37 protein-coding genes are annotated in these 25,054 nt (G+C 35.7%); 7 read left to right on the top strand and 30 right to left on the bottom strand.

What is annotated here, in order from left to right; translation table 11 throughout:
- Nucleotides 1-37: 37 nt before the first annotated feature.
- The 23 genes from ER639_RS05285 to rpsJ form a co-directional block, all read right to left on the bottom strand.
- Complete coding sequence (locus ER639_RS05285) at nt 38-685, bottom strand: adenylate kinase (protein ID WP_129064717.1); 648 nt, start codon at nt 683-685, stop codon at nt 38-40.
- A gap of 18 nt (nt 686-703) precedes the next feature.
- Entirely contained in the window at nt 704-1,993 is a 1,290-nt protein-coding gene (gene secY / locus ER639_RS05280; protein ID WP_129064716.1) for a preprotein translocase subunit SecY, read from the bottom strand.
- On the bottom strand, nt 1,993-2,433 hold the full coding sequence (gene rplO, locus ER639_RS05275; protein WP_129064715.1) for a 50S ribosomal protein L15: 441 nt from the start codon (nt 2,431-2,433) through the stop codon (nt 1,993-1,995). The genes secY and rplO overlap by 1 nt, the downstream gene beginning before the upstream one ends.
- 26 nt (nt 2,434-2,459) lie before the next feature.
- Nucleotides 2,460-2,639, bottom strand: a complete 180-nt coding sequence (gene rpmD, locus ER639_RS05270; RefSeq protein WP_129064714.1) for a 50S ribosomal protein L30 — start codon at nt 2,637-2,639, stop codon at nt 2,460-2,462.
- A 13-nt stretch (nt 2,640-2,652) separates the two neighbouring features.
- Entirely contained in the window at nt 2,653-3,150 is a 498-nt protein-coding gene (gene rpsE, locus ER639_RS05265) for a 30S ribosomal protein S5 (RefSeq protein WP_129064713.1), read from the bottom strand.
- A gap of 18 nt (nt 3,151-3,168) precedes the next feature.
- The gene (gene rplR / locus ER639_RS05260; protein ID WP_129064712.1) at nt 3,169-3,525 is read right to left on the bottom strand and encodes a 50S ribosomal protein L18; all 357 of its coding nucleotides are present in this window, start codon (nt 3,523-3,525) and stop codon (nt 3,169-3,171) included.
- A 27-nt stretch (nt 3,526-3,552) separates the two neighbouring features.
- Nucleotides 3,553-4,089 carry a 50S ribosomal protein L6 gene (rplF, locus tag ER639_RS05255; RefSeq protein WP_129064711.1) on the bottom strand — a complete coding sequence of 179 codons (537 nt, stop codon included), beginning with the start codon at nt 4,087-4,089 and terminating at the stop codon, nt 3,553-3,555.
- A gap of 28 nt (nt 4,090-4,117) precedes the next feature.
- Nucleotides 4,118-4,516, bottom strand: a complete 399-nt coding sequence (gene rpsH, locus ER639_RS05250) for a 30S ribosomal protein S8 (RefSeq protein ID WP_129064710.1) — start codon at nt 4,514-4,516, stop codon at nt 4,118-4,120.
- A gap of 30 nt (nt 4,517-4,546) precedes the next feature.
- Nucleotides 4,547-4,732, bottom strand: coding sequence for a 30S ribosomal protein S14 (gene rpsN, locus ER639_RS05245; RefSeq protein ID WP_129064709.1), 186 nt, complete (start codon nt 4,730-4,732; stop codon nt 4,547-4,549).
- A 28-nt stretch (nt 4,733-4,760) separates the two neighbouring features.
- Nucleotides 4,761-5,300 (bottom strand): 50S ribosomal protein L5, encoded by a 540-nt coding sequence (gene rplE, locus ER639_RS05240; RefSeq protein WP_129064708.1) that lies wholly within the window; start codon nt 5,298-5,300, stop codon nt 4,761-4,763.
- A 23-nt stretch (nt 5,301-5,323) separates the two neighbouring features.
- Nucleotides 5,324-5,632 carry a 50S ribosomal protein L24 gene (rplX, locus tag ER639_RS05235; protein WP_129064707.1) on the bottom strand — a complete coding sequence of 103 codons (309 nt, stop codon included), beginning with the start codon at nt 5,630-5,632 and terminating at the stop codon, nt 5,324-5,326.
- Nucleotides 5,633-5,664: 32 nt separating this feature from the next.
- Entirely contained in the window at nt 5,665-6,033 is a 369-nt protein-coding gene (gene rplN, locus ER639_RS05230; RefSeq protein WP_129064706.1) for a 50S ribosomal protein L14, read from the bottom strand.
- 30 nt (nt 6,034-6,063) lie between these two features.
- A complete protein-coding gene (gene rpsQ, locus ER639_RS05225) occupies nt 6,064-6,327 on the bottom strand; it encodes a 30S ribosomal protein S17 (protein ID WP_129064705.1) in 264 nt (87 codons plus the stop codon).
- A 22-nt stretch (nt 6,328-6,349) separates the two neighbouring features.
- On the bottom strand, nt 6,350-6,562 hold the full coding sequence (gene rpmC, locus ER639_RS05220) for a 50S ribosomal protein L29 (protein ID WP_129064704.1): 213 nt from the start codon (nt 6,560-6,562) through the stop codon (nt 6,350-6,352).
- Nucleotides 6,552-6,986 (bottom strand): 50S ribosomal protein L16, encoded by a 435-nt coding sequence (rplP, locus tag ER639_RS05215; protein ID WP_129064703.1) that lies wholly within the window; start codon nt 6,984-6,986, stop codon nt 6,552-6,554. Before rplP ends, rpmC begins: the two co-directional genes overlap by 11 nt.
- Nucleotides 6,987-6,988: 2 nt before the next feature.
- Nucleotides 6,989-7,642: a 30S ribosomal protein S3 gene (rpsC, locus tag ER639_RS05210; RefSeq protein ID WP_129064702.1), complete on the bottom strand. Its 654-nt coding sequence runs from the start codon at nt 7,640-7,642 to the stop codon at nt 6,989-6,991.
- A gap of 25 nt (nt 7,643-7,667) precedes the next feature.
- Nucleotides 7,668-8,018, bottom strand: coding sequence for a 50S ribosomal protein L22 (rplV, locus tag ER639_RS05205; protein ID WP_129064701.1), 351 nt, complete (start codon nt 8,016-8,018; stop codon nt 7,668-7,670).
- 21 nt (nt 8,019-8,039) lie between these two features.
- The gene (rpsS, locus tag ER639_RS05200) at nt 8,040-8,318 is read right to left on the bottom strand and encodes a 30S ribosomal protein S19 (RefSeq protein WP_129064700.1); all 279 of its coding nucleotides are present in this window, start codon (nt 8,316-8,318) and stop codon (nt 8,040-8,042) included.
- Nucleotides 8,319-8,382: 64 nt separating this feature from the next.
- Entirely contained in the window at nt 8,383-9,213 is an 831-nt protein-coding gene (gene rplB / locus ER639_RS05195) for a 50S ribosomal protein L2 (RefSeq protein ID WP_129064699.1), read from the bottom strand.
- Nucleotides 9,214-9,253: 40 nt separating this feature from the next.
- Nucleotides 9,254-9,529 carry a 50S ribosomal protein L23 gene (gene rplW, locus ER639_RS05190; RefSeq protein ID WP_129064698.1) on the bottom strand — a complete coding sequence of 92 codons (276 nt, stop codon included), beginning with the start codon at nt 9,527-9,529 and terminating at the stop codon, nt 9,254-9,256.
- Nucleotides 9,529-10,152, bottom strand: a complete 624-nt coding sequence (gene rplD, locus ER639_RS05185; RefSeq protein ID WP_129064697.1) for a 50S ribosomal protein L4 — start codon at nt 10,150-10,152, stop codon at nt 9,529-9,531. Before rplD ends, rplW begins: the two co-directional genes overlap by 1 nt.
- 26 nt (nt 10,153-10,178) lie before the next feature.
- A complete protein-coding gene (gene rplC, locus ER639_RS05180; RefSeq protein ID WP_129064696.1) occupies nt 10,179-10,841 on the bottom strand; it encodes a 50S ribosomal protein L3 in 663 nt (220 codons plus the stop codon).
- 26 nt (nt 10,842-10,867) lie between these two features.
- Nucleotides 10,868-11,176: a 30S ribosomal protein S10 gene (rpsJ, locus tag ER639_RS05175; protein WP_096077503.1), complete on the bottom strand. Its 309-nt coding sequence runs from the start codon at nt 11,174-11,176 to the stop codon at nt 10,868-10,870.
- A 398-nt stretch (nt 11,177-11,574) separates the two neighbouring features.
- Between rpsJ and ER639_RS05170 the strand changes: the two genes are divergently transcribed.
- Nucleotides 11,575-11,982, top strand: a complete 408-nt coding sequence (locus tag ER639_RS05170; protein ID WP_129064695.1) for a hypothetical protein — start codon at nt 11,575-11,577, stop codon at nt 11,980-11,982.
- Between the two features lie 31 nt (nt 11,983-12,013).
- On the opposite strand, the gene ER639_RS05165 is transcribed toward ER639_RS05170, so the two are convergent.
- The 3 genes from ER639_RS05165 to ER639_RS05155 form a co-directional block, all read right to left on the bottom strand.
- Nucleotides 12,014-13,348, bottom strand: a complete 1,335-nt coding sequence (locus ER639_RS05165) for an NCS2 family permease (protein ID WP_129064694.1) — start codon at nt 13,346-13,348, stop codon at nt 12,014-12,016.
- Nucleotides 13,349-13,538: 190 nt separating this feature from the next.
- Nucleotides 13,539-15,056, bottom strand: coding sequence for an SLC13 family permease (locus ER639_RS05160; protein WP_129064693.1), 1,518 nt, complete (start codon nt 15,054-15,056; stop codon nt 13,539-13,541).
- Between the two features lie 118 nt (nt 15,057-15,174).
- Nucleotides 15,175-17,295, bottom strand: coding sequence for a DNA topoisomerase III (locus tag ER639_RS05155; protein ID WP_129064692.1), 2,121 nt, complete (start codon nt 17,293-17,295; stop codon nt 15,175-15,177).
- A gap of 102 nt (nt 17,296-17,397) precedes the next feature.
- On the opposite strand from ER639_RS05155, the gene ER639_RS05150 reads away from it, so the two are divergent.
- Nucleotides 17,398-18,210: an HAD-IIB family hydrolase gene (locus tag ER639_RS05150; protein WP_129064691.1), complete on the top strand. Its 813-nt coding sequence runs from the start codon at nt 17,398-17,400 to the stop codon at nt 18,208-18,210.
- A gap of 31 nt (nt 18,211-18,241) precedes the next feature.
- Nucleotides 18,242-18,670, top strand: a complete 429-nt coding sequence (locus ER639_RS05145; protein ID WP_129064690.1) for a hypothetical protein — start codon at nt 18,242-18,244, stop codon at nt 18,668-18,670.
- Nucleotides 18,671-18,701: 31 nt separating this feature from the next.
- On the opposite strand, the gene ER639_RS05140 is transcribed toward ER639_RS05145, so the two are convergent.
- Both ER639_RS05140 and ybaK read right to left on the bottom strand, forming a co-directional pair.
- On the bottom strand, nt 18,702-19,790 hold the full coding sequence (locus ER639_RS05140; protein WP_129064689.1) for a metallophosphoesterase: 1,089 nt from the start codon (nt 19,788-19,790) through the stop codon (nt 18,702-18,704).
- Nucleotides 19,787-20,260, bottom strand: a complete 474-nt coding sequence (gene ybaK / locus ER639_RS05135; protein ID WP_129064753.1) for a Cys-tRNA(Pro) deacylase — start codon at nt 20,258-20,260, stop codon at nt 19,787-19,789. Before ybaK ends, ER639_RS05140 begins: the two co-directional genes overlap by 4 nt.
- Nucleotides 20,261-20,342: 82 nt before the next feature.
- On the opposite strand from ybaK, the gene ER639_RS05130 reads away from it, so the two are divergent.
- The 4 genes from ER639_RS05130 (at nt 20,343) to mspA (ending at nt 22,544) form a co-directional block, all read left to right on the top strand.
- A complete protein-coding gene (locus ER639_RS05130; protein WP_129064688.1) occupies nt 20,343-20,828 on the top strand; it encodes a GyrI-like domain-containing protein in 486 nt (161 codons plus the stop codon).
- A complete protein-coding gene (locus ER639_RS12230) occupies nt 20,828-20,992 on the top strand; it encodes an SE1832 family protein (protein ID WP_164993364.1) in 165 nt (54 codons plus the stop codon). The genes ER639_RS05130 and ER639_RS12230 overlap by 1 nt, the downstream gene beginning before the upstream one ends.
- Nucleotides 20,993-21,087: 95 nt before the next feature.
- The gene (locus tag ER639_RS05125) at nt 21,088-22,230 is read left to right on the top strand and encodes an MFS transporter (RefSeq protein ID WP_129064687.1); all 1,143 of its coding nucleotides are present in this window, start codon (nt 21,088-21,090) and stop codon (nt 22,228-22,230) included.
- Entirely contained in the window at nt 22,227-22,544 is a 318-nt protein-coding gene (mspA, locus tag ER639_RS05120; protein WP_129064686.1) for a membrane stabilizing protein MspA, read from the top strand. The genes ER639_RS05125 and mspA overlap by 4 nt, the downstream gene beginning before the upstream one ends.
- 498 nt (nt 22,545-23,042) lie before the next feature.
- Here mspA and ER639_RS05115 read toward each other — a convergent pair whose 3' ends face one another.
- Both ER639_RS05115 and ER639_RS05110 read right to left on the bottom strand, forming a co-directional pair.
- Nucleotides 23,043-24,200: an aminotransferase class I/II-fold pyridoxal phosphate-dependent enzyme gene (locus tag ER639_RS05115; protein WP_129064685.1), complete on the bottom strand. Its 1,158-nt coding sequence runs from the start codon at nt 24,198-24,200 to the stop codon at nt 23,043-23,045.
- Nucleotides 24,201-24,203: 3 nt separating this feature from the next.
- A complete protein-coding gene (locus tag ER639_RS05110) occupies nt 24,204-25,052 on the bottom strand; it encodes a MetQ/NlpA family ABC transporter substrate-binding protein (RefSeq protein WP_129064684.1) in 849 nt (282 codons plus the stop codon).
- Nucleotides 25,053-25,054: the final 2 nt, after the last annotated feature.

Here is a 25,054-nt window from a genome sequence, read left to right as displayed (position 1 = left end):
ATTCACACCTAATGGGCGAAATTTTGACTAACTTGAATTATAGGTTAGTTAAAATTTGTTCAACGTCAATTGTTACGTCCTTAATATCTTTAGAACCGTCGATGTTATTAAGTACACCTTCTTTAGAATAGAAGTCTAATAATGGTTGTGTTTGCTTAATGTTGACATCTAAGCGATTTCTAACTGTTTCAGGATTATCATCTTCACGTTGATATAATTTACCACCATCGATGTCACAAATACCTTCAACTTTAGGTGGATTAAATACTAAATGATACGTAGTTCCACATGTTTCACAAATACGACGACCTGTTAAACGATTCATCAATTCTTCTTCTTGAACTTCGATGTTAATCACTGCTTCGATCTTACGACCTTGCTCAGCCATGATTTCGTTTAAAGCTTTCGCTTGCTCAACAGTACGTGGGAAACCATCAAGTAAAAATCCTTTTACTGCATCACTTTCTAACAATCTCTCTCTCACGATACCTATAGTAACTTCATCTGGGACAAGCTCGCCGTTATCCATAAATGACTTTGCTTTTTTACCAAGCTCGGTACCATTTTTAATAGCTGCACGGAACATGTCACCAGTTGAGATATGTGGGATAGGGTATTTCTTAATAATTTCACTCGCTTGAGTACCTTTACCAGCTCCTGGTAAACCCATTAAAATGATATTCATAAAATGCCCTCCAATAATTTATCTTCTTCTAAAGCCTCTATATTCACGTTCGTTTAATTGCGCTTTTAATTGAGATACTGTCTCTAACGCAACCCCGATTACGATTAATAAACTTGTACCACCAATTTGTAATGATTGAGGCACGTTCATTAAACCAGTCGCGATTAGCGGTAAGATTGAGATACCTGCTAAGAAAAGTGAACCAACAAAAGTTAAACGATAAAGTACTTTAGTGATATATTGTTTTGTTTGTTGTCCAGGACGAATACCCGGTACGTAACTACCTTGTTTTCTTAAGTTATCTGCCATTTGCTCAGGATTCACTTGCACGAATGCATAGAAGTAAGCGAATGCGATAATTAAGATCACGTAAACCACCATACCAATTGGTTGTGATGGATCAGAGTGATTTGCCAATGTTTTTGCCCAATCAGCTTTAGGGAAAAACATTGTAAAGGTTTTTGGAATCATGAAAAACGCCATCGCAAAGATTACTGGGATAACACCTGCAGCATTAACCTTTAAAGGTAAGAATGTTGCTTGTGGTGCTAACCGGTTATTTGTTGTGCGTTTTGCATATTGAATTGGAATTTTACGAACGGCTTGCAATACGAATACTGCACCCGCTGTTAATAAGATTAAACCAATAAATAAACCAATTGCTTTAAGCATTGCCATTGTCGTGTCATCTACACCAACGAAACTTTGTTGATAAAATTGGAATAATGATTGCGGAATAGAAGCTAAGATACCACCTAAGATGATAATTGAGATCCCATTACCTACACCATGTTGAGTGATTAACTCACCTAACCAAAGTAAAAACGCAGTTCCTGCAGTTAACGTAATTGCAATGATAAAGAACGTCATGAATGAAGGATTTTGAATCAATTGCCCACCTAACATATTGTTAAATGAATAACTCATCCCTAATCCTTGAACGAATGCCAAAATAATTGTGAAGTATCTTGTAAATTGCGTTAACTTTTTACGACCTACTTCACCTTGTTTTGCCCATTCAGTAAATTTTGGTACAACATCCATTTGTAATAACTGAACTACGATAGATGCTGTAATGTATGGCATAATCCCCATCGCTAAGATGGAGAAGTTTTTAAGTGCGCCACCACCGAAAGTATTAAATAAATCAGCGATACCATGCGTCGTTTGAGCTTGGAACGCATCAGGATTAACACCAGGTACAGGAATGAATGTACCAATTCTATAAATAACTAGCATTGCGAGTGTAAATAAAATTTTGCTACGAATTTCCTTAGTTCTAAAAAAACTAATAAACGTCTCAAACATTAAATCACCTCTGCTGTTCCGCCCTTACCTTCAATTACTTCTTTTGCTGAAGCTGAGAATTTATGAGCTTTTACTGTTAACTTCTTAGATAATTCACCGTTACCTAAGATTTTAACACCAGACTTTTCGTTAGAAACAACACCTGTTTCGATTAATAAAGCTGGAGTAACTTCAGTACCATCTTCAAAACGATTTAATTGATCTATGTTAACAATCGCATAGTCTTTACGGTTGATGTTCGTGAATCCACGTTTTGGTAAACGACGGAATAAAGGTAATTGACCACCTTCAAAACCTAAACGTACACCGCCACCTGAACGGGCTTTTTGACCTTTGTGTCCACGACCACTTGTTTTACCGTTACCAGACGCCATACCACGACCAACACGGTTGCGTTCTTTACGAGCGCCTTCAACTGGTTTCATCTCATGTAATTTCATTACGGCACCTCCTTATTAATTTATAATTACTTTTCTACTACAGTCACTAAGTGACTTACTTTGTTAATTTGCCCACGAATCGCAGGGTTGTCATCAACTTCAACTGTTTGATGCATTTTTTTAAGACCTAAAGCAGCAACAGTTTTACGTTGAGTCTCAGGACGACCGATGATACTACGAGTGAGGGTAATTTGTAATTTAGCCATGTGTTTGCCCTCCTTAATTTAATAGTTCTTCGACTGACTTACCACGTAATTTTGCAACTTCTTCAGCAACTTTAAGTTCTTTTAAACCTTCAACAGTAGCACGAACCATGTTGATTGGTGTGTTTGAACCTAAAGATTTACTTAAGATATCAGTAATACCAGCTAATTCTAACACGGCACGAACTGGACCACCAGCGATAACTCCCGTACCAGGTGCAGCCGGTTTAATTAATACGCTACCAGCACCAAATCTACCAGTTACTTCGTGAGGTGTAGTACCTTCAACACGTGGAACTGTGATTAAGTTCTTTTTAGCATCTTCAACTGCTTTTTTAATTGCTTCTGGTACTTCTTGTGCTTTACCAGTACCGAATCCAACGCGACCATTTTTGTCACCAACTACTACTAAAGCAGTGAAACGCATACGACGTCCACCCTTAACAACTTTAGATACACGGTTGATGGTAACTACGCGCTCTTCAAATTCTTTAACTTCTTTTTCACGACGCATTAAGAGTTCCTCCTTTTATTAAAATTCTAATCCGTTTTCACGTGCTGCATCAGCTAATGCTTTCACACGTCCGTGGAATAAGTATCCTCCGCGGTCAAATACAACAGCTTTAACACCTTTTTCAACTGCAGCTTTAGCAACTGCTGCGCCAACTGCTTTTGCAGCTTCAACGTTAGAAGTTGATTCAAGGCTAATGTTTTGTGTTGATGCTTGTGCTAATGTTACGCCATTAATATCATCAATCACTTGTGCATAAATATGTTTATTAGAACGGTAAACGTTTAAACGAGGACGTTCAGCTGTACCAGATAATTTGCTACGTACACGTGCGTGTCTTTTTAAACGTACTTTGTTCTTATCGATTTTAGCGATCATGAATGTTCTCCTTTCTTATTTTAGAGATTATTTACCAGTTTTACCTTCTTTGCGGCGTACGTATTCGCCTTCGTAACGAACACCTTTACCTTTGTAAGGTTCTGGTGGACGAGTAGCACGGATGTTTGAAGCGATAGCTCCAACGCGTTCTTTAGAAATACCTTCAACTTTTACTTTCGTATTTTTTTCAACTGATAAAGTAATACCTTCTTCAGCTACGATTTCAATTGGGTGAGAGTATCCTACGTTTAACACTAAGTTTTTACCTTGCATTTGAGCACGGTAACCTACCCCGATTAACTCTAAGTTCTTTTCGAATCCTTTAGAAACACCTTCAACCATGTTTGAGATTAAAGCACGAGTTGTTCCGTGGATTGTTTTATGAGCTTTAGAATCAGATGGACGTACAACTTCTAATGTACCGTCTTCTAATTTGTATGTCATTTCTTCGTTAAAAGTTCTTGTTAATTCACCTTTTGGTCCTTTAACCGTAACAACGTTACCGTCGATTTTGATCTCAACACCAGCAGGGATTTCGATAATCTTCTTACCAACACGACTCATTAGTCGGCACCTCCTTCTTTAATAATTCTTACCAGATGTAAGCTAATACTTCTCCACCAACGTTACGTTCGCGAGCTTCTTTATCAGTTAATACACCTTCAGAAGTTGAAACTAAAGCGATACCTAAACCGTTTAATACTTTAGGTAACTCATCAGCTTTCGCGTATACACGTAAACCAGGTTTAGAGATACGTTTTAAACCAGTGATAACACGTTCGTTGTTTGAACCGTATTTTAAGAACATACGGATAACACCTTGTTTATCATCTTCAATATATTCAACGCTTTTTACGAAACCTTCACGTTTTAAGATTTCTGCGATTTCTTTTTTGATGTTTGATGCAGGTACTTCTAACTTTTCATGGCGAACCATGTTAGCGTTACGCACGCGTGTTAGCATGTCTGCGATTGGATCTGACATTGTCATTTTTTGTATCCTCCCTTCAAATAATAATTCTTACCAACTTGCTTTTTTAACGCCAGGAATTTGGCCTTTATAAGCTAATTCACGGAAACAAATACGGCAAAGTTTAAATTTACGAATTACAGAATGTGGACGTCCACAACGTTCACAACGAGTATATGCTTGTACTTTGAATTTTGGTTCACGCTGTTGTTTAGCGATCATTGATTTTTTAGCCACTAAATTTAGCCTCCTTTTATATTAGAGATTACTTTTGAAATGGCATACCGAATTGTGTTAACAATTCACGAGCTTCCTCGTCAGTGTTAGCAGTTGTAACGATAACGATATCCATTCCTCGTACTTTACTTACTTTATCATAATCGATTTCAGGGAAAATTAATTGTTCTTTTACACCTAATGTGTAGTTACCACGGCCGTCAAACGCTTTGTTTGAGATACCACGGAAGTCACGTACACGAGGTAATGAAACGTTGATTAATTTATCAAAGAATTCGTACATTCTTTCGCCACGTAAAGTAACTTTTGCCCCGATAGGCATACCTTCACGTAAACGGAATGTTGCGATTGATTTTTTAGCTTTAGTTACCATAGGTTTTTGACCAGTGATTGCTTGTAATTCTTCTACAGCTGCGTCTAAAACTTTAGAGTTTTGAACTGCATCACCAATACCCATGTTCACTACGATTTTTTCGATTTTTGGTACTTCCATCACTGATGAATAGTTAAACTTTTTAACTAATTCAGGTGTGATTTCTTTTTTGAATTTTTCTTGTAAACGTGTCAAAATGAGAACCTCCTTCCAGATAATTATTTAATGATTTCTCCAGATTTCTTAGCTACACGTACTTTTTTACCATCTTCAACTTTAACACCAACACGTGTTGGCTTGTTTGTTTTTGGATCTACTAACATAACATTAGAAACGTGAATTGCAGCTTCGATTTCAGTAATGCCGCCTTCAGGATTCATTTGTGTAGGTTTTTGGTGTTTTTTAACGATGTTAATACCTTCAACTACTACGCGATCTTTTTTAGGAAGTGCTTCAATTACAGTTCCTGTTTTACCTTTATCTTTACCTGTGATAACGATAACTTTGTCGCCTTTTTTGATATGCATGTGCTAGACACCTCCTCTAATTTAAGTTTTTATTATAATACTTCAGGTGCTAATGAAACGATTTTCATGAAGTTGCCGTCACGTAATTCACGAGCAACTGGTCCAAAAATACGCGTTCCACGAGGTCCTTTGTCATCACGGATGATAACACAAGCGTTCTCATCAAATTTGATGTATGAACCGTCGTTACGACGAACACCAGATTTAGTACGAACGATTACAGCTTTAACAACGTCACCTTTTTTAACAACGCCACCAGGTGTAGCATTCTTAACTGTACATACGATGATATCACCGATGTTAGCTGTTTTACGGCCAGATCCGCCTAATACTTTAATAGTTAATACTTCACGAGCACCAGAGTTATCTGCTACTTTTAAGCGTGTTTCTTGTTGGATCATTCTTAGTTACCTCCTTTATCTAATTTGTTATTAAATGATTACTGATTCTTCTACAACTTCTACTAAACGGAAACGTTTTGTAGCTGATAAAGGACGTGTTTCCATAATACGTACGATGTCGCCCATTTTAGCTGTATTGTTTTCATCATGTGCTTTGTATTTTTTAGAGTACTTTACGCGTTTACCGTATAAAGAATGAGTTTTATACGTTTCAACAAGTACTGTGATTGTTTTGTCCATTTTATCTGAAACAACTTTACCAGTGTATACTTTACGGTAATTTCTTTCGCTCACGAGAGAACCCTCCTATCAAAAATTATTTTTCTTCAGTTTTTTGTTGCTCAATTTCTCTTTCACGTACAACTGTTTTCATTCGTGCGATTGATTTTCTTACTTCACGAATACGAGCTGTATTTTCAAGTTGACCTGTAGCTAACTGAAAGCGTAGGTTGAAAAGTTCCTCTTTAAGCGACTTTACTTTAGTTTCAATTTCAGAAGTGGTTAAATCTCTAATTTCCTTAGCTTTCATTTGTGTCACCACCCAATTCTTCACGTTTTACAAACTTAGTTTTCACTGGAAGTTTGTGAGATGCTAAACGTAATGCTTCGCGAGCTACTTCTTCAGAAACGCCTGCGATTTCAAACATAATACGTCCAGGTTTTACTACTGCTACCCATCCTTCAACTGCACCTTTACCAGAACCCATACGTACTTCTAAAGGTTTTTTAGTGTAAGGTGTATGTGGGAAGATTTTAATCCAAACTTTCCCGCCACGTTTCATGTAACGAGTCATTGCGATACGAGCTGATTCGATTTGACGTGAAGTGATCCAAGCTGTTGTAGTTGCTTGTAAACCAAATTCACCAAATGTTACTTCGTTTCCGCCTTTTGAACGACCAGTTGTTTTAGGTCTATGTTGACGACGGTATTTAACACGTTTTGGTAATAACATTCTTATTTTCCTCCTTCACTAGACTTCTTAGTAGGAAGAACTTCTCCACGGTAGATCCATACTTTAACACCTAATTTACCGTAAGTAGTGTCTGCTTCAGCATGTGCGTAATCGATGTCAGCACGTAATGTATGAAGTGGAACAGTTCCTTCTGAATATTGTTCTGCACGAGCGATATCTGCTCCGCCTAAACGTCCTGATACTTGAGTTTTGATACCTTTAGCACCTAACTTCATAGCACGAGAGATCGCTTGTTTTTGAGCACGACGGAAAGAAACACGGTTTTCTAATTGACGTGCAATGTTTTCAGCAACTAATGTAGCATCCATATCAACTTTTTTGATTTCAACAACGTTGATGTGTACGCGTTTACCAGTTAAACCGTTTAATGCGTTACGTAATTTTTCGATTTCTGAACCGCCTTTACCGATAACCATACCAGGTTTACCAGTGTGGATTGAAATATTCACACGGTTCGCTGCGCGTTCGATTTCTACACGAGAAACAGAAGCGTCTTTTAAGTTTTCTGCGATATATTTACGAACTTTTAAGTCTTCGTGTAATAAAGTTGCGAATTCTTTTTCTGCATACCATTTCGCATCCCAGTCACGAATGATTCCGACACGAAGTCCGATAGGATTAATTTTTTGACCCACTGTATTCCCTCCTTAACGAGATATATTATTTAGATTCTTTTACTTCTTTATCAGCTACAACAATAGTGATGTGGCTTGTACGTTTGTTGATCGCACTTGCACGACCTTGTGCACGTGGACGGAAACGTTTTAATGTTGGTCCTTCGTTTGCATAAGCTTCTTTAACGATTAATGAATCAACATTCATGTCATAGTTATGCTCAGCGTTAGCTAAAGCTGACATTAATAATTTTTCAACAACTGGTGATGAAGCTTTGTTTGTTAATTTTAAGATAGCAATCGCTTCTCCTACTTCTTTACCTCTGATAAGATCTAAAACTAATCTCACTTTACGAGGTGCGATTCTAATTGTTCTTGCAACCGCTTTTGCTTCCATTGTTCTTCCTCCTATCTGAAATTAGCGTTTAGTTTTCTTGTCGTCTGCACCGTGACCTTTGTAAGTACGTGTTGGTGCGAATTCACCTAATTTATGTCCAACCATATCTTCAGTTACATATACAGGTACGTGTTTACGTCCATCATATACTGCGATAGTGTGTCCGATGAAATTCGGGAAAATTGTAGAGCGACGTGACCAAGTTTTGATTACTGATTTTTTACCGCTTTCGTCCATTGCTTCAACTTTTTTCATTAAGTGATCATCAACGAAAGGTCCTTTTTTAAGACTACGAGCCATTATGGCGCCTCCCTCTTCCATGCAGAGCATTGCGGCCTAAGCCGCAACCTGCAAGTTAATTATATTATTTCTTACGTCCACGAACGATAAGTTTGTTTGAACGGTTTTTCTTTTTACGAGTTTTCTTACCAAGAGTTGGTTTACCCCATGGAGACATTGGTGATTTACGACCGATTGAAGTACGTCCTTCACCACCACCGTGTGGGTGATCGTTAGGGTTCATTACAGAACCACGAACTGTTGGGCGTTTACCCATCCATCTTGAACGACCGGCTTTACCGATGTTAATTAACTCATGTTGTTCGTTACCAACTGAACCGATTGTAGCACGGCAAGTTGCTAAAATCATACGAACTTCGCCTGATTTTAAACGAACTAATACGTATTTACCTTCTTTACCAAGTACTTGCGCTGAAGCACCTGCAGAACGTACTAATTGTCCACCTTTACCAGGTTTTAATTCGATGTTGTGAATTACTGTACCTACTGGAATGTTAGCTAATGGTAATGCATTACCAACTTTGATGTCAGCTTCAGGACCATTCATGATCTCTTGTCCAACAACTAATCCTTTAGGTGCGATGATGTATTTTTTCTCACCATCTAAGTATGTTACTAATGCGATATTCGCTGAGCGGTTTGGATCGTACTCAATTGTAGATACTTTCGCTGGAATACCATCTTTGTTACGTTTGAAATCAATTACACGGTATTGACGTTTGTGACCGCCACCTCTGTGACGTACAGTCAATTTACCTTGGTTGTTACGCCCAGCTTTTCTCGGAAGGGGCTCAAGTAATGACTTTTCAGGTGACGTTGACGTAATTTCAGCGAAATCTGAACCTGTCATATTACGACGACCGTTTGTAATTGGCTTATAATGTTTAATTGCCATTGTCGTTTTTCCTCCTTAATGGAAAATGAATTTTTTTATTTTAGTTGAAGAAGTCGATTGAACCGTCTTTTAAAGTTACGATTGCTTTTCTTCTTCTGTTTGTGTAACCAGTATAACGACCTACGCGTTTCTTTTTCGCTTTGTAGTTCATTACGTTTACTTTATCAACTTTTACATTGAAGATTTCTTCAATTGCAATTTTGATTTGTGTTTTGTTAGCACGAGTATCTACATCAAAAGTGTATTTATCTTGTGCCATTTGTTCAGATGAACGCTCAGTGATCACGGGGCGCTTAATAATATCGCGATTTTCCATTAACCAAGCACCTCCTCTACTTTTTCAACTGCTGCTTTAGTCATAACAACTTGGTTCGCATGAACGATGTCTAATACGTTTAAACCAGTTGCTGTGATTACAGTAACACCAGGGATGTTACGTGCTGATAAAGCTACGTTTACATCTTCTTCAGCGATGATGAACAATACTTTTCTTGGTAAGTTTAAAGTTGTTGTCATTGCTTTGAATTCTTTTGTTTTTGGAGCTTCGAAAGTTAAGCTTTCTAATACTGATAATGCATCTTCTTTAACTTTAGCTGATAATGCTGAGCGTAAAGCTAAACGGCGCATTTTCTTAGGCATTTTGTAAGAGTAACTTCTTGGTGTTGGTCCGAATACAATACCACCACCACGCCATTGTGGCGCACGGATTGTACCTTGACGCGCACGGCCTGTACCTTTTTGTTTCCAAGGTTTACGTCCGCCACCGCTCACTGCTGAACGATTTTTAACTGCGTGTGTACCTTGACGCATAGAAGCTCTTTGTAAGTTAATTGCTTCAAATAATACATGTTGATTTGGTTCGATACCAAATACGTTATCGTTTAATTCGATTGAACCTGCTTTAGTTCCATCTACTTTTAATACATCATAATTAGCCATTATGTTATTTCCTCCTTTCGCAGCTACTATTTATTACCTTTTTTGATTGAAGTTTGAATTTTTACTAAACCTTTTTTAGGTCCTGGTACATTACCTTTTACTAAGATAACGTTGTTTTCTACATCAACTTTAACGATTTCTAAGTTTTGCATAGTAACAGTATTACCGCCCATACGGCCTGGTAATGCTTTACCTTTAAATACTTTAGAAGCGTCAGATGCCATACCCATTGAACCTGGGCGTCTGTGGTAACGAGAACCGTGACTCATTGGTCCACGTGACTGTCCGTGGCGTTTAATTGCACCTTGGAAACCTTTACCTTTAGAAACTCCTGTCACGTCAACAATGTCACCTGTTTGGAATGCATCCACAGTGACTTCTTGACCTACTTCGTAAGCTTCAACGTCTACGTTTCTGAACTCACGAACGAAGCGCTTAGGTGCTGTACCTGCTTTTTTAGCATGGCCTTCAGCTGGTTTCGTTGCAAATTTGTTAGATTTACGAGTTGCTTTGTAAGCTTGTTTGTCTTCAAAACCGATTTGGATTGCTGAGTAACCATCAACCTCTTCAGTTTTCTTTTGTAATACTACGTTTTGTGCTGCTTCTACTACTGTTACTGGAATTAATTCACCGTTTTCAGCGAAAACTTGTGTCATTCCAACTTTTCTTCCTAAGATTCCTTTGGTCATCGAAAGTCGCACCTCCTACTTTTTAATTATAATTTGATTTCGATGTCTACACCTGATGGTAAGTTTAAGCCCATTAAAGCATCAACTGTTTTTGGTGTAGGGTTAACGATGTCGATTAAACGTTTATGCGTACGTTGCTCAAATTGTTCACGAGAATCTTTGTACTTATGTACGGCACGAATGATTGTGTAAACAGTTTTTTCAGTTGGTAATGGAATTGGACCAGAAACCTCTGCACCTGAACGTTTTGCTGTTTCAACAATTTTCTCTGCTGATTGATCGATCACACGGTGATCATACGCTTTTAAACGAATACGAATTTTTTGTTTTGCCATTATTTTACCTCCTCTTGCGTCTATTATTTAATTTGATAGACTTCTCCACGAAAATTTTCTCACACACCGCCATGGCAATGCGGCCGGGTGTGTCAGTAACCTCTCGCTTCATCGCTTTTAAAAGTCCAACAGAAAATATATTACATGATAATTGGCGATTAATCAATAGATTTGAGAAATTTTTTGTAAAATTTTTCACTTTTATTTAGGATGTATGGTTTTTTAGTAGAAGTGTGTTCTCTTTTGATAAATATTGACTTTGACAACTGACTTTCTTCTATATAATAGAGTTTATTTTGATTTTTATTGCTGACCTGTATTTTACCGGTGTCTAAACCCGTGCATTGAGGATATATACCATATATAATACAACCATAACTTATTTGGAGGAGATTAAAATGAGAAACCCTATCAAAATTATATTAATCGCTCTTGGCGTTTTCCAATTATTAAGAGAAATATTCTTTGCTATCCCATTCCTTGGTGGAAGTTATATTTTAAGTACTGGATGGGCACCGCTAGCTACAAATATTTTAGTATACAGTGCAATCGTGATTATATTAATGTTAGATAAATACAACGAAGCTAAATCAATGTTGTTTATTCCATCGCTCGGTATTTTGTTCAGTGCATTAAGTTTCATCCCATTCCTAGGATGGTTCTTACATTGTGTCTTAACATTATTAATGATTGTCTTTGTTTACATCGTAATTAATACGCGCGCACATGTCGGTAACACGACAAAATACAATCCTTATGAGCGAAGAGAAACAGTAAACGATTCATCACAATATAATAGAAGATAAAAAAATTCGTGGACAATTGTCCACGAATTTTTTAATGTTTTACAAACGCAAAGTATAATACAAAGATTATTGCCATTACGTACATGATAGGATGTATTTCTTTATGACGTTTTGCCATCAACATCGTGATTGGATAGAAGATGAAACCACATGCGATACCCGTTGCAATCGAATATGTTAAAGGCATCATAATAATTGTTAAAAATGCTGGTACAGCTACTTCGAATTTTTGCCATTCAATTTTATTTAAGTTTGCTACCATCAACACACCAACAATGACTAACGCTGGTGCTGTAACTTGTGACGTTACTACTGCCATTAATGGTGAGAAGAACAATGCTAACGCAAAGCAAATTGCCGTAACAACACTTGCAAATCCTGTTCTTGCACCAACTGCTACACCCGCAGAAGATTCAATATAAGATGTTGTTGTTGACGTACCAAAGATTGCTCCTGTAATTGTCGCTAATGAATCCGCAAATAACGAACGACCTGCACGTGGCAATTTATTGTCTTTCACTAAATTCGCTTGCGTTGCAACTGCAACTAATGTACCTGCTGTATCAAAGAAATCAATAAATAAGAACGTTAATACAACCGCTAAGAATTTAAAGTTGAATAAAGTTTCAGGATGTGCGAATGCTTCAAATGCTTTACCAAAAGTAGGTTCAATACTTGGTACTGCACCAATTACTTGTTTCGGTGCATCAATCAATCCAAACACCATACCTAAAATCGCCGTAATAACCATACCAATAAAGATACTACCTGGTACTTGTTTCGCCATTAAAATAACAACCAATAAAATACCGAAAATCGCTAATAATACATGTGGATCATGTAAGTTTCCTAAAGAAACAAGCGTTGCAGGGTTTGCTGTAACAATACCCGCACCTTTTAAACCAACGAAAGTAATGAATAAACCAATACCCGCTGAAACGGCCATCTTTAATTCAAATGGAATCGCGTTAATAATCGTTTCACGCAAACCTGTCATAGTTAGCATTGCAAAGAAAATACCTGAGAATAAAACACCAGTTAAACCTGTTTGCCAAGGAATACCCATTTGTAAAACAACCGTAAATGCAAAGAAGGCATTCAAGCCCATACCAGGTGCTAAAGCGATTGGATAATTCGCAATAAGACCCATAAATAAACAACCAACGATAGATGCTAAAATCGTAGCAACAAATACCGCACCTGAATCCATACGCATACTATCAGGAACACCTTTAACACCCGCTAATGAAAGCATCGCAGGATTTACCGCTAAAATATACGCCATTGAAAGGAACGTAGTTAAACCACCTAATATTTCGCGCTTATAATTTGTTCCCAGTTCATCAAATTGAAAATACTTTTTCATACCGCACTTCCTTAAGTTAATTTAATACTCGTATAGTCTAATCATTTAAGCAATAAAAATCAATACAATTTAATAAAAATTCATTGAATTGTTCGGTAAATAGAAATGTATGCGTTTTACTTTTGGATTTTTGTTCGTATATTAAAAATGCACGGTAAGCTATTCGCTCCCGTGCATTATTTTCTATTATTTATAAAAGCCCAATCCATTTCCAATATGTTGCACTGAAAAGTAAAATCAATAAATATCCAATAATTGTTAATGGAATGCCTGCTTTTAAGAAATCTTTTACTGTAAATGTTCCTGTACCATATGCCAACATGTTTTGCGGTGCTGATACCGGCAACAAGAAACCAAAACTAATAACAAATTGTTGGATCAATACAAAACCAATTGCATTCTCCTTTAATCCTAAAGTAGCAGTTAATGCAATGAATACCGGAATCAATGCACTCGCCAAACTTGTCGCTGAGGCAAATCCTAAGTGGATTAATATATTAAATAACGTAATCAAAGCAATTGTTGCAAGTAGCGGCATACTATCTAATCCCATCAATCCAAAAGTCTTATCACTTAGCCATTGTGCCGCTGTTGTTTGAAGCAATACATTACCTAATGATATACCTATTGCAAAAACGATAATTGTGCCCCAAGGAATTAACTTTTCTACATCACTCCAAGTAAACACACCAACTTTAGGCATTAACATAATCGCTAAAGCGACAAGCGTAATTGAAGAAGAATCTATTGGATGTAACTTCGCTTCAGTTGCCCAAAAGAATAACAACATCACTGATATAGCGATTAATCGCCACTCTGCTGGTTTAACAGGTCCAAGTTCTTTAAGTTGTTCCTTAATTAATTCGCGACCCCCATCAATTTCTTTTGTCTCAGGTTTAATCGCAAAAATCATTACAAAATATAAGACAACAGACATAATAACAGCCCATGGACCAGCGTACATCAACCACTCACTCCACGAAACATCTTTATTAAACGTCTTATTAATAAAGCCCATGGCTACCATGTTTTGAGCTGCTGCAGTTTTTATACCAACATTCCATATTGAGACTGCTTGAACAGAAGTAATTACTAACAACGCTGCAAGTCTTGATTCTTTTTTTGCACCAAATGCAGTGATCATCCCTAACAAAATTGGTACAACCGCTCCAGCACGAGCTGTTGCAGACGGTACAAAGAATGCCAATATAATCGAAACAACAATGGTACCCATTACAACAGCATTTGTTTTGTTTCCAACTATCGACAAAACTAATAACGCCAACCTTTTATGTAGATTCGTTACTTGCATTGCTGTTGCTAAGAATAACGCCGCTGCAACCAATGCTACAGCAGAGCTAGAAAAACCACTAAACGCTATCTTTAATGCATTTTGAGTCCCAAACAGTGCATCTTCTGCCAATGGTTTTCCTGCCACCATTGGATTTCCCATCGTTGGTCCTAATTTTTGTATTGGACTAAATCCTAATAACAAAATAATTAGCGCTAGTATTACCGTAGAAGATACAGGATAACTTACTGCTTCTGTCACCCACATAATAACTGCAAAAGCCAATATAGCAAGTGCCACTTTTCCCATTACAGGTAATCCTGCTGGTGTCGGTAATAAAATAATACCAATTAACACTGCAAAACTTAATACAATCCATATCGGTTTTAAATTCAATTTTTTCTTAAAATCATCCATATTAAAACCTCCTTTTCATACTATATTTTAACAAATCACAATTGATTTGTATGCGTTTTCTAATGCTTTCTTATAACAAAAAAGTGACTTACATAGAAAGTAAGTCACCGAAAACTTTTTATAAATCCAATCCTTTTAACATATCTGCAAAAGGATTATTGATTGGTTCTTCTTTTTGCATGTATTTCTTCATTTCATTTTTAGATACTTTACCTGTCTTCTTATTGCTAAAGCGTTTATCCATTTGCTCTTGTGTTTCACGGAATCCACATGTACAACTATACATCGCTTTCGGTCCCTTACCGTGTAATGTAAGTTTTTTCTTACATTCAGGACAGCGTGCATTTGTTTTTCGCTGTACGTTCTTTTTCGTATTACATGATGGATCTGAACACACGAGCATTTTACCATTGCGATTCTTCTTTTCAAGCATAAACTTGCCACATGTTGGACATTTCGTGCTTGTTAAATTGTCATGTTTGTATCGATCATCACTCGCTTTAATTTCTTCAATAATTTCACGCGTAAATTTTTGCATTTCATCGATAAATGCTCGTTTATTGTATTTTCCACGTTCAATTTGATTCAATTTCAATTCCCATTCTGCAGTAAGTTCTGGTGATTTCAAACGTTCAGGAGCAAGTTCTAATAACTGCTTTCCTTTGTTTGTCACTTTAATATTCCCAGATACATTCTCGATGGCATTTAAATTGTATAACTTCTCAATGATGTCTGCTCTTGTTGCAACTGTTCCAATACCACCTGTTTCTTTTAATACATTTGAATCTGATTTGTCCATCTTAAATACTGCACTCGGGTTTTCCATCGCTTTTAAAAGTGTTCCTTCATTGAAATACGGCGGTGGTGTTGTTTGCTTTGTTTCTTTTTTAATATCAAAGGCGTATGTTTCACCTTTTTTAAAGTGCAACGCTTTATTTGAAACATCCCCAAATAATGCTTTGAATCCTACTTCAACTGGCATTTCGTATGTTGTTTGGAATTGATGATCACCAACATTCAATATGACACGTTCTTCTTTATATTGATAAACAGGCATTAACACACTTAAAAAGCGTTCTGCGATTAACATATAAATATTTTTCTCACGTGCACCCAATACGTCTAAACGCACTTTCGTCTCAGTAGGTACAATCGCATGGTGGTCACTCACTTTACTATTATCAACAAAATGCTTATTCCCTTTAATAGGCTGTTTCATTAATTGCACGACAAAAGGCTTATATTCTGTACCACTTAAAGCAGCGACACGTTCTTTTAATCCACCAACCATGTCATCTGTTAAATAATTAGAATCCGTTCTTGGATAAGTCACCAACTTATGTGTTTCATACAGACTTTGCATCGTGTTTAATGTTTCTTTTGCTGAATATTTAAATCGTTTATAAGCTTCTTGTTGCAGTGAAGTTAAATCATACAACTTCTCAGGAAACTTCTTCTTATCTTTTGATACCAATTCACTTACAGTTGCTTTAGTACCTTTGACATCCGCAATCAATGCATCAATCACTTGTTCATCAAAAATACGATTTTGATGCATATATTTAAACTTCACACCATTGATTGTAATCACAGCATCATAATAGTCTTTCGCTTTAAATTGGTTAATTTCATCTTGTCTTAATTTCACCATTTGTAAAGTAGGTGTTTGCACGCGACCTGTTGAAAGTTGCGCTGCATATTTTGTTGTTAATGCACGTGTTGCATTAATCCCAACAATCCAGTCTGCTTCACTTCTTGCAAGTGCTGCCATATATAACCCTTGATACTGATTACCATTTTTCAAATGTTTGAATCCATCTAAAATCGCTTTATCCGTCACCGAAGAAATCCATAAACGTTTAATCGGTTTGTTGCCTTTACATTTTTCCAAAATTAATCGCGCAACAAGTTCTCCTTCACGTCCAGCATCCGTTGCAATAATCACTTCTTTAACGTCTTCACGTTCGATTAATCGTTTTACAACATTAAATTGCTTACGTGTTTTGCCAATCACCACTGTCTTCATACGTTCAGGAATAATCGGTAATTGTGCCATATCCCAAGTTTTATATTTTGAATCGTATTGTTCTGGATCTGCGTTAGTCACTAAATGTCCCAATGCCCAAGTCACAATATATTGGTTATTCTCCATATAGCCATCTTTTTTATTGGTACATTTTAAGACACGTGCAATATCACGTGCTACAGAAGGTTTCTCTGCTAATACTACTGATTTCATTGTGTTCCTCCTTTTTCCATCGCCTCATTATAACATGAATTTATACTATCATTTGTAAACGAGAACACATTTAGCTATTCTACGTATAAGGAGCTGATTACGATGAAAACATATCATTTCCCGAGCAATATTCGTACACTAGTCTGCTCGGACTTTGATGAAACTTATTTCGCACATCATTTACAAAACAAAGAAGATGTTCAAGATTTCGAAAAAACAATGCCAAACCTCATAAAAGATTACGACATACTTTTTGGCATTGTATCTGCAAGCACAAAAGCAATGTTACAACACGCACTTGAAATTGGCCATTTTACTTACATGCCACACTTTATGTCTTGTAATTCCGGTACTGAAATTTACTATATAAAAGATAACGAATGGATTAAAGATACAGATTACGATCAACTCTACCAACAAGCTGGTATCAATAAGTCTGTTATTCTTGATATTGAAGACACATTAAAATCTAAAGGCATCGGTTTAATCACACAAACACCTTTCATTAATGCACCTTATTCAAGAAATTACTATTATAAAGCAACATCACCTCAAGTTGATGAACAGCGTTTTGAAACCATCCGAACACTTGCAAATGAACATGGTTTTATCGTGAATATCAGCATGTGTAACCCAATGATTGGTGATCCTGAAGGTCATTACGATGTAGACTTTTTACCTAAGATTAGCGGGAAAGATGCTGTCGTTAAATATTTAATGGATAAATTCAATATTGACCATCAAAATACATTCGCATTTGGTGATAGTGGCAATGATATTCGCATGCTTAATCATGTAAAGCACGGATACTTAGTTGCCAATGCGACAGCAGATGCAAAGCAAAAATTCGATCATGTATTACCATATGAATACGTAAAAGGCATTCAATTCGCACTCAACAAGCACCTTTTATGATAAAATAAAGTATCAAAAATAGAGGTGCTATATGGAACATTTAATACTACCTAAACGACTCGCGCAAATCAGTTTAGGATTTATATCAATTTTATTAGTTTCTACAATCTTATTGTATTTCAACAGCCACAATCCAACACTGTTAAATGCATTGCAAGAACGTATTCAAGCTGAAGGTGGCAAACTAACAAGTACAAACCAAGTCGCAAAAGATTTTCAAGCAATGTTATTACCAGGTATATTCATTATCTTCGTACCTTGGCTAGTAAACTTATTGAGTATTTTATATATTCACAAATATACAATTGCAAGTGGCTTTATGATGGCAATCGCCGGGTTGATGATGCTATATACAATCATTCCACCGATTCTATTAATTTTCGGTGCAAGCATCATCTTCACGAAGCACCGTTACTATTTAAAGCACGAAAAATACAAAGTAGAATACGAAAAGGATTGAGTTGCCTCAATCCTTTTTTAAATATTTTAAATCACATACCAAAGACTTCATTGGGCACCCATCCAGCAACGCCGTCTTTTAATACATAAGCATACCCTTTATAATCTCCAATAATCGCAACGCTTTCTCCGATATATACATCTATAAATAAATCTGTATAATCATCGCGTAAATAATTTTTCCCTTCTCTTTCAATAATCCATTCTGTTTTAACCATAAAGTCTGTATCTGTTTTCAGGTGTTTAGCCATTTTAAAATGTTCGTCGCCATCAAACACTTCAATTTCAAAATCAGGCCATGTAAACGCATGCGGCTCTTGATATGAGACTTCGAAATCTTGAATGACTTCTCGCATTTCAAACGGATGTACAAATGTTGTTTCAATACGATACTCGTCTTCATCATAAGTAATAACTAAAGCATTTAACACACCACTTTGCTTCACTTGATTACCACCATCAATAGATATAATACGTTTACCATTATCAATTAAGGTACGATGATCAAGCATTCCATTTTCATGATAATTCGAAACAGGTATGTGCCCGACAACAACCATCTTCTCTGACGTATGTGATTTTTCAGCAAAGCGTTGCATTGTAATTGCATCCCACTCTAACGTTTCTTTATAATTTCCAACTTCATTGACACCTGCATGCACGAAAATAAAATCCTCTGTTTCTAATGCAATTGGTAAATCTAAAAGCGCGAGACGCTCTTTGCTATATTTTTCATAAAGAGCTACCTTTAAGTCTTTTTGCGTCGGAAAATCATTTATTGATTTGCCCATTTCCTTTAAACACTCATGAATGACAGTATGTATACGTGACATATATGGGTATAACCACTCTTCTTCAAGTTGCTCAAATATGATGTCACAATTACCTTCAATCAAGTAAACATTATCACGCTCTAAAAGTTTCATCACTTTACGCAAAACACCTAGACTGTTTTGCCCTTTATCAATAATATCGCCATTAATAATTAATATATCCTCTTCTGAGTAATCCACTTTACTTAACAATGCGTTAAACAACTCTAATTCACCATGAATGTCACTTACTACGATTGTTCTTTTACCTTTCAAATTAGCAGTAATATATCGACCTTTTATTTTCATTGTTGAATGTCCACCACTTCCGCACGAATCAATTCTACTAATTCCTTGACATTGACTTCCATTTGTAACCCTATTTGTCCTGCACTGACAATAAACGTATTTAAAGCATCCGTACTGCTATCAATAATGGTTTTAAATTGCTTTTTCATCCCTACAGGAGAACATCCGCCACGAATGTAACCCGTCGTTTTTTCCAAATCTTTCACCGGCAGCATCTCTAATTTCTTTTCTCCAACAGCTTTACTCATTTTTTTAATATCTAATGTCGCTTCAACAGGAATTACCGCAACATAACAATCATTTTTACCAGTTAACACTAACGTCTTGTAGACTTTTTCAACTGGCTGATTAATTTTATGTGCGACACTCACACCATCTATTTGTCCATCTAAATTATCATAAGTATAAATCTCATAATGCACTTTCTTTTGATCCAATTGTCTTAATGCATTCGTCTTTACTTTTTTCACCATATTTATCCCTCCAACTTAAATTTATTATATAATATATTTGAAAAATATCTTATAATATTTAATATAGGAGGTGTACTATATGAATTTTAATATAATTAAATTGGATGCATTTATCTTAAACGGTATTTATCGAGAATTTTCTAAAGAAGAAATCCCTGATATTTTTCCTTTTTGGGAATCATTAGATATGAATGGCATGATTGAAAAATTAGAAAAAATCAATGATTTTAAAGCAATAAATGGTTTTTTAGGTGCTTGTTTAAAGCAGGTGCCAAGCGAAAAATTACGTTACCTCGTTTCAGTAGCAAGTACAACCGCACACCCTGACTTCACTTCAGTTGAAATCCCTGCATCAGATTGGGTGGCTTTCGATGTACCACACACCGAAGAAAAAAATGTTACAGCAGAAATCTTAAAAGCCTTTGATTATATATACCAAGTTTGGTTTAAAGAAAATCCTTATAAACCATTACCAATCGCCGATTTAGAATATTACCAACTTGGAGAACAAGATGGTCCTGGCGGATTATTAATAAAAATATACATACCCGTTGAGGCGATATAATGGATATTAAACAACAATACGAAACATTGAAATTAGATTATATAAACATTCAACAAGATATCGAGAAAGTTGAGTCTACAGGCCAATCAGCAGAGGCTTTACAAAACAAACTCGTTGAAATAGAAAAACAGTTATCACAGTTACGTGATCAGTTAGATGAATAAACGAAGAGGCGAGACAATTTGTCTCGCCTTCTTTATATACTTTTCTAAAAAGTTCGGTACAATAATAATATGTTTATGATGTAGGATGTGATGATTTGAAAAAACAATTCCCCATACTTATGGGTATACAATTTTTTATTTATTTTGGCTTTAGTATAGTCATTCCTGTTATTCCAGCACTAGTGCACAACTTGCATTTAAATGCATTTCATATGGGATTATTACTTTCCTCATATTCTATTGTTTCCTTCATTGTTGCGCCATTTTGGGGGACAATGAGCGATCGATATGGCAGAAAAAAAGTGCTTACCATTGGATTAATCGGATTTACATTGAGCTTTATCTTATTCGGCTTATTCATTGATAATATTGCGATGCTTTATACAGCAAGAATTATCGGGGGCTTATTCTCAGGTGCTTGTTTCTCTACAACAACGAGCATGGCAAGTGATATGACTACTGAAGAAGAACGTAACAAATATTTAGGATTACTTGGTATGATGATTGGATTCGGCTTTATATTCGGACCAGCAGTTGGTGGGATATTGTCGAGCGTTTCATATCAAATTCCATACTTTGCAACAGCATTCATCTTAACGATTATCGCGATACTTTCACAATTATTACTACAAGAAACACACACGTCACCGAGCGAAACACACGAAGAAAAAGTGTCATTTAAAATGACTAAACCATTACTTTTATTATTAATTTCAACATTACTTGTAATGTTCACTATGAGTGGTATGGAAAGCTCATTCCAACTGTTTGAAATCGAAAAAATCAATATTACAACATCTCAAATGGGAATATTGTTTATGATTGGTGGATTAATGAGCGCAGTTTTACAAGGTGGCTATTTACGAAAAGTAAAAAACGGTCAAGAAAAACCCGTTATGATTATAGGTCAAGTATTAACATTCATCGGATTTATATTGTTACCATTTTCAATGAATTTAATCTATGCTGGATTCAGTTTAGTGTTATTAATGATTGGAAATGCACTAACGCGCACATTAATGACTTCTGAACTAACGAAAAATGCTAGCCAACAAACAATGGGTCGTGCTACAAGTTTAAGTTACAGCATGGATAGTTTAGGACGAATATTAGGACCACTCGCATTTACTGGTTTACTTTCGTTCCATCTTACCCTACCATTTTATTTTGGTGCAGTTACAACGATCATCGGTACACTACTTATATTGATGTACTTTAAAAAAGGAGTCCCGCAATGAGTTTATTAGTTATATTATATTTAGCACTTTACTTAATCGTTAGCTATCTAAGTATTTATCGTTTCAATATGAAGATCACACAAATATTACGTATCATTTTCGGTATAGGTATCTTTTTATTTCTAGCGTCAGCATTTATGTTCTTAGGGTTTAAAGGCTACTTAATCATCAGCTTAGTGTTCTTCTTAATTGCAAACATTGAAATCACTGCTTTTAAACATTCAAGAAACGATCAAAAAGCACTGTTGATTTTAAATATGTTTACTATAGCGATTACATTATTAATTATCATTAGTAGTTTCGTGTATTTATAACCACTCACCAAGAGTGGTTATTTTTTTACGCAATTTTACTACAAACATTTAAAAACTTTTAATTTAACACATATTATTTATTTTGATTTTTAAACTTGCTAATTTGGAAAGTTTCCACACAAAATGACTTTTTTATGTTATCATTAAGAGTTTTACTTTAATATCAATTCTTATTCGACTGTTTTATATAAACATTTAAAAACTTTCAATTTAACACATATTATTTATTTTGATATTTAAACTTGCTAATTCGGAAAGTTTCCACACAAAATAATTTTTTTATGTTATTATTAAAGTTTTTACTTTAAAATCACTTCTTATTTGCCTGTTTTATATAAACATTTAAAAACTTTTAATTTAACACATATTATTTATTTTGATATTTAAACTTGCTAATTCGGAAAGTTTTCACACAAAATAATCTTTTTATGTTATTATTAAAGGTTATAAAATAATAATAATAATGTAACACATAAAAAATAACCGCCCTTTGGACGGTTATACTTCATATAAAACTTTTGTATTTTCAATTCGATCTAAAAATTCATATAACAACGCATCATCCACTGCAAGTGATACGCGCACGTAATCATCGCCATTTTTACCAAAAGGTATACCCGGAGTCACGAGAATGGATTCAGATTTCAATAGAAAATCAACATAAGCTTCACTTTTAAATTCTGGCGGTACTTTTAACCACAAGAATATGCCGCCTTGTAGTGGTTCAAATGGTAGTCCAATTTTTTCTAAACGAGTGACAACTTTATTGCGACGCGTTTTAAATAATTCATTTTGCGCTTCTAAAAATGGTGCACCTAATGATAGTGCTGCGATACTCGCATCTTGTAGTGCACCCCACATGCCAACTTGTGTATGATCTTGATAACGATTTAAACTTTCTATCATTTCTTTATTACCTACAGCAAATCCTACACGAAATCCTGACATATTGAACCCTTTAGACAATGAATAAATCTCTATCGCGACGTCTTTTGCGCCAGGAGATTGCAAGATACTAGGATTTTCTTGTTCAAATCCAAATGCAGCATAGGCAAAATCATGCACGATTTTTGTTTTTGTATTTTTAAATCGTTTTACCGTATCATCGAAAAATGCGCTTGTTGCAACTGCACCTGTAGGATTACTTGGATAGTTTAAATAGATTAATCGAGTATTACCTAGTTCATCTTGATTTAATTGATCCCATTGTGGTAAGTAGTGATGTTCTGGCTGTAATGGCAATACATAATGTTTAGCTCTAGCAAGATGTACACCAGCAAGATAGTCTGTATAACCTGGATCTGGTAACATCACACCTTCCCCCGGTTCTACTATGCAAGTCGGCAAATGTACAAGTCCGCTTTTAGTTCCATATAAAATACAAATCTCATCATGATTGATGTCTACTTGATACACATCTTTATAAAACTTTTGTATAGCATTCTTAAATGTTTCTTTACCACGAAATACACCATACTTATTATTTTCCGGGCGTAATATCGCTTCGCTCATTTCTTTCAATACCACTTCTGGTACAGGTTTATCTGGAATACCTACCGCAAGATTTATTAATGGTTTAGCGCCTACTTCTAATTTTCGTCCCATCGTCTTTCCAAAATAGCTTTCAGGAATACCGTTCAATACTTCAGATACCATATTTTATTGCCCCTTTTTTGGTTTATCGAATCCTTTAAATTCTGCATCAATCACTTTTTCGAATGCATCAGATTGAATGACTGCTTCAATTGCTTTTGTTTTTTCATCTTTTACTTTGTCTGTTTTTACGACGATACGATTTCGATAGTTTTCGTCCATTTTTTCTAATTGTAACGCTTTAGTTAAATCCATTTTTGAAGCAAGTGCGTAATTACCTGGTACTGCTGATAAACCAATACTATCCGCACTTCTTGGCAATTGCGCTGCTTCAACAGGAACGAATTTTAAGTTCAATGGATTGTCTTCTACATCTTTTTCAGAAACCGTTAATGGATTCGTGCCTTTACTTATTGTTAGCACACCCGCTGATTTTAATGTATTAAATGCTCTTGCAGCATTGACTGGATCATTAGGAATAGCAATTTCGGCACCTTTTGGTACATCTTTAAATGATTTATATTTACCTGAGTAAATCCCCATTGGTGCAGTTGGTACTTGAATCGTTGGAGTTAATGTTGTTTTATTTTGTGCATTAAATTGTTTTGTGAACAATCGATGTTGATATAAGTTTGCATCTAAATCGCCTTTTTGTAATGCTTTATTCGGTTGAATATAGTCTGAATACTCAACAACTTCTACTTGATAACCTTTTTGTTCAAGTGATGGTTTTATCGCTTTTTTAACCATATCTGAATATGGTCCACTTGTAGCACCTATTGTGATTTTCCCTAAGTCTTGCTTTTTGTTTGATGTGCTTTGTGCTTTAGAAAATGGATTGCCTTGATTTAGTAATAAGGCTGCTGTTAATACGACAACGAGTGCTGATAATATGAATAAAAAGATATTTTTCATTG

Source organism: Macrococcus sp. DPC7161 (assembly GCF_004117835.1).
GTDB lineage: Bacteria > Bacillota > Bacilli > Staphylococcales > Staphylococcaceae > SDSC01.
This window is presented reverse-complemented; position numbering and strand designations above follow the sequence as displayed.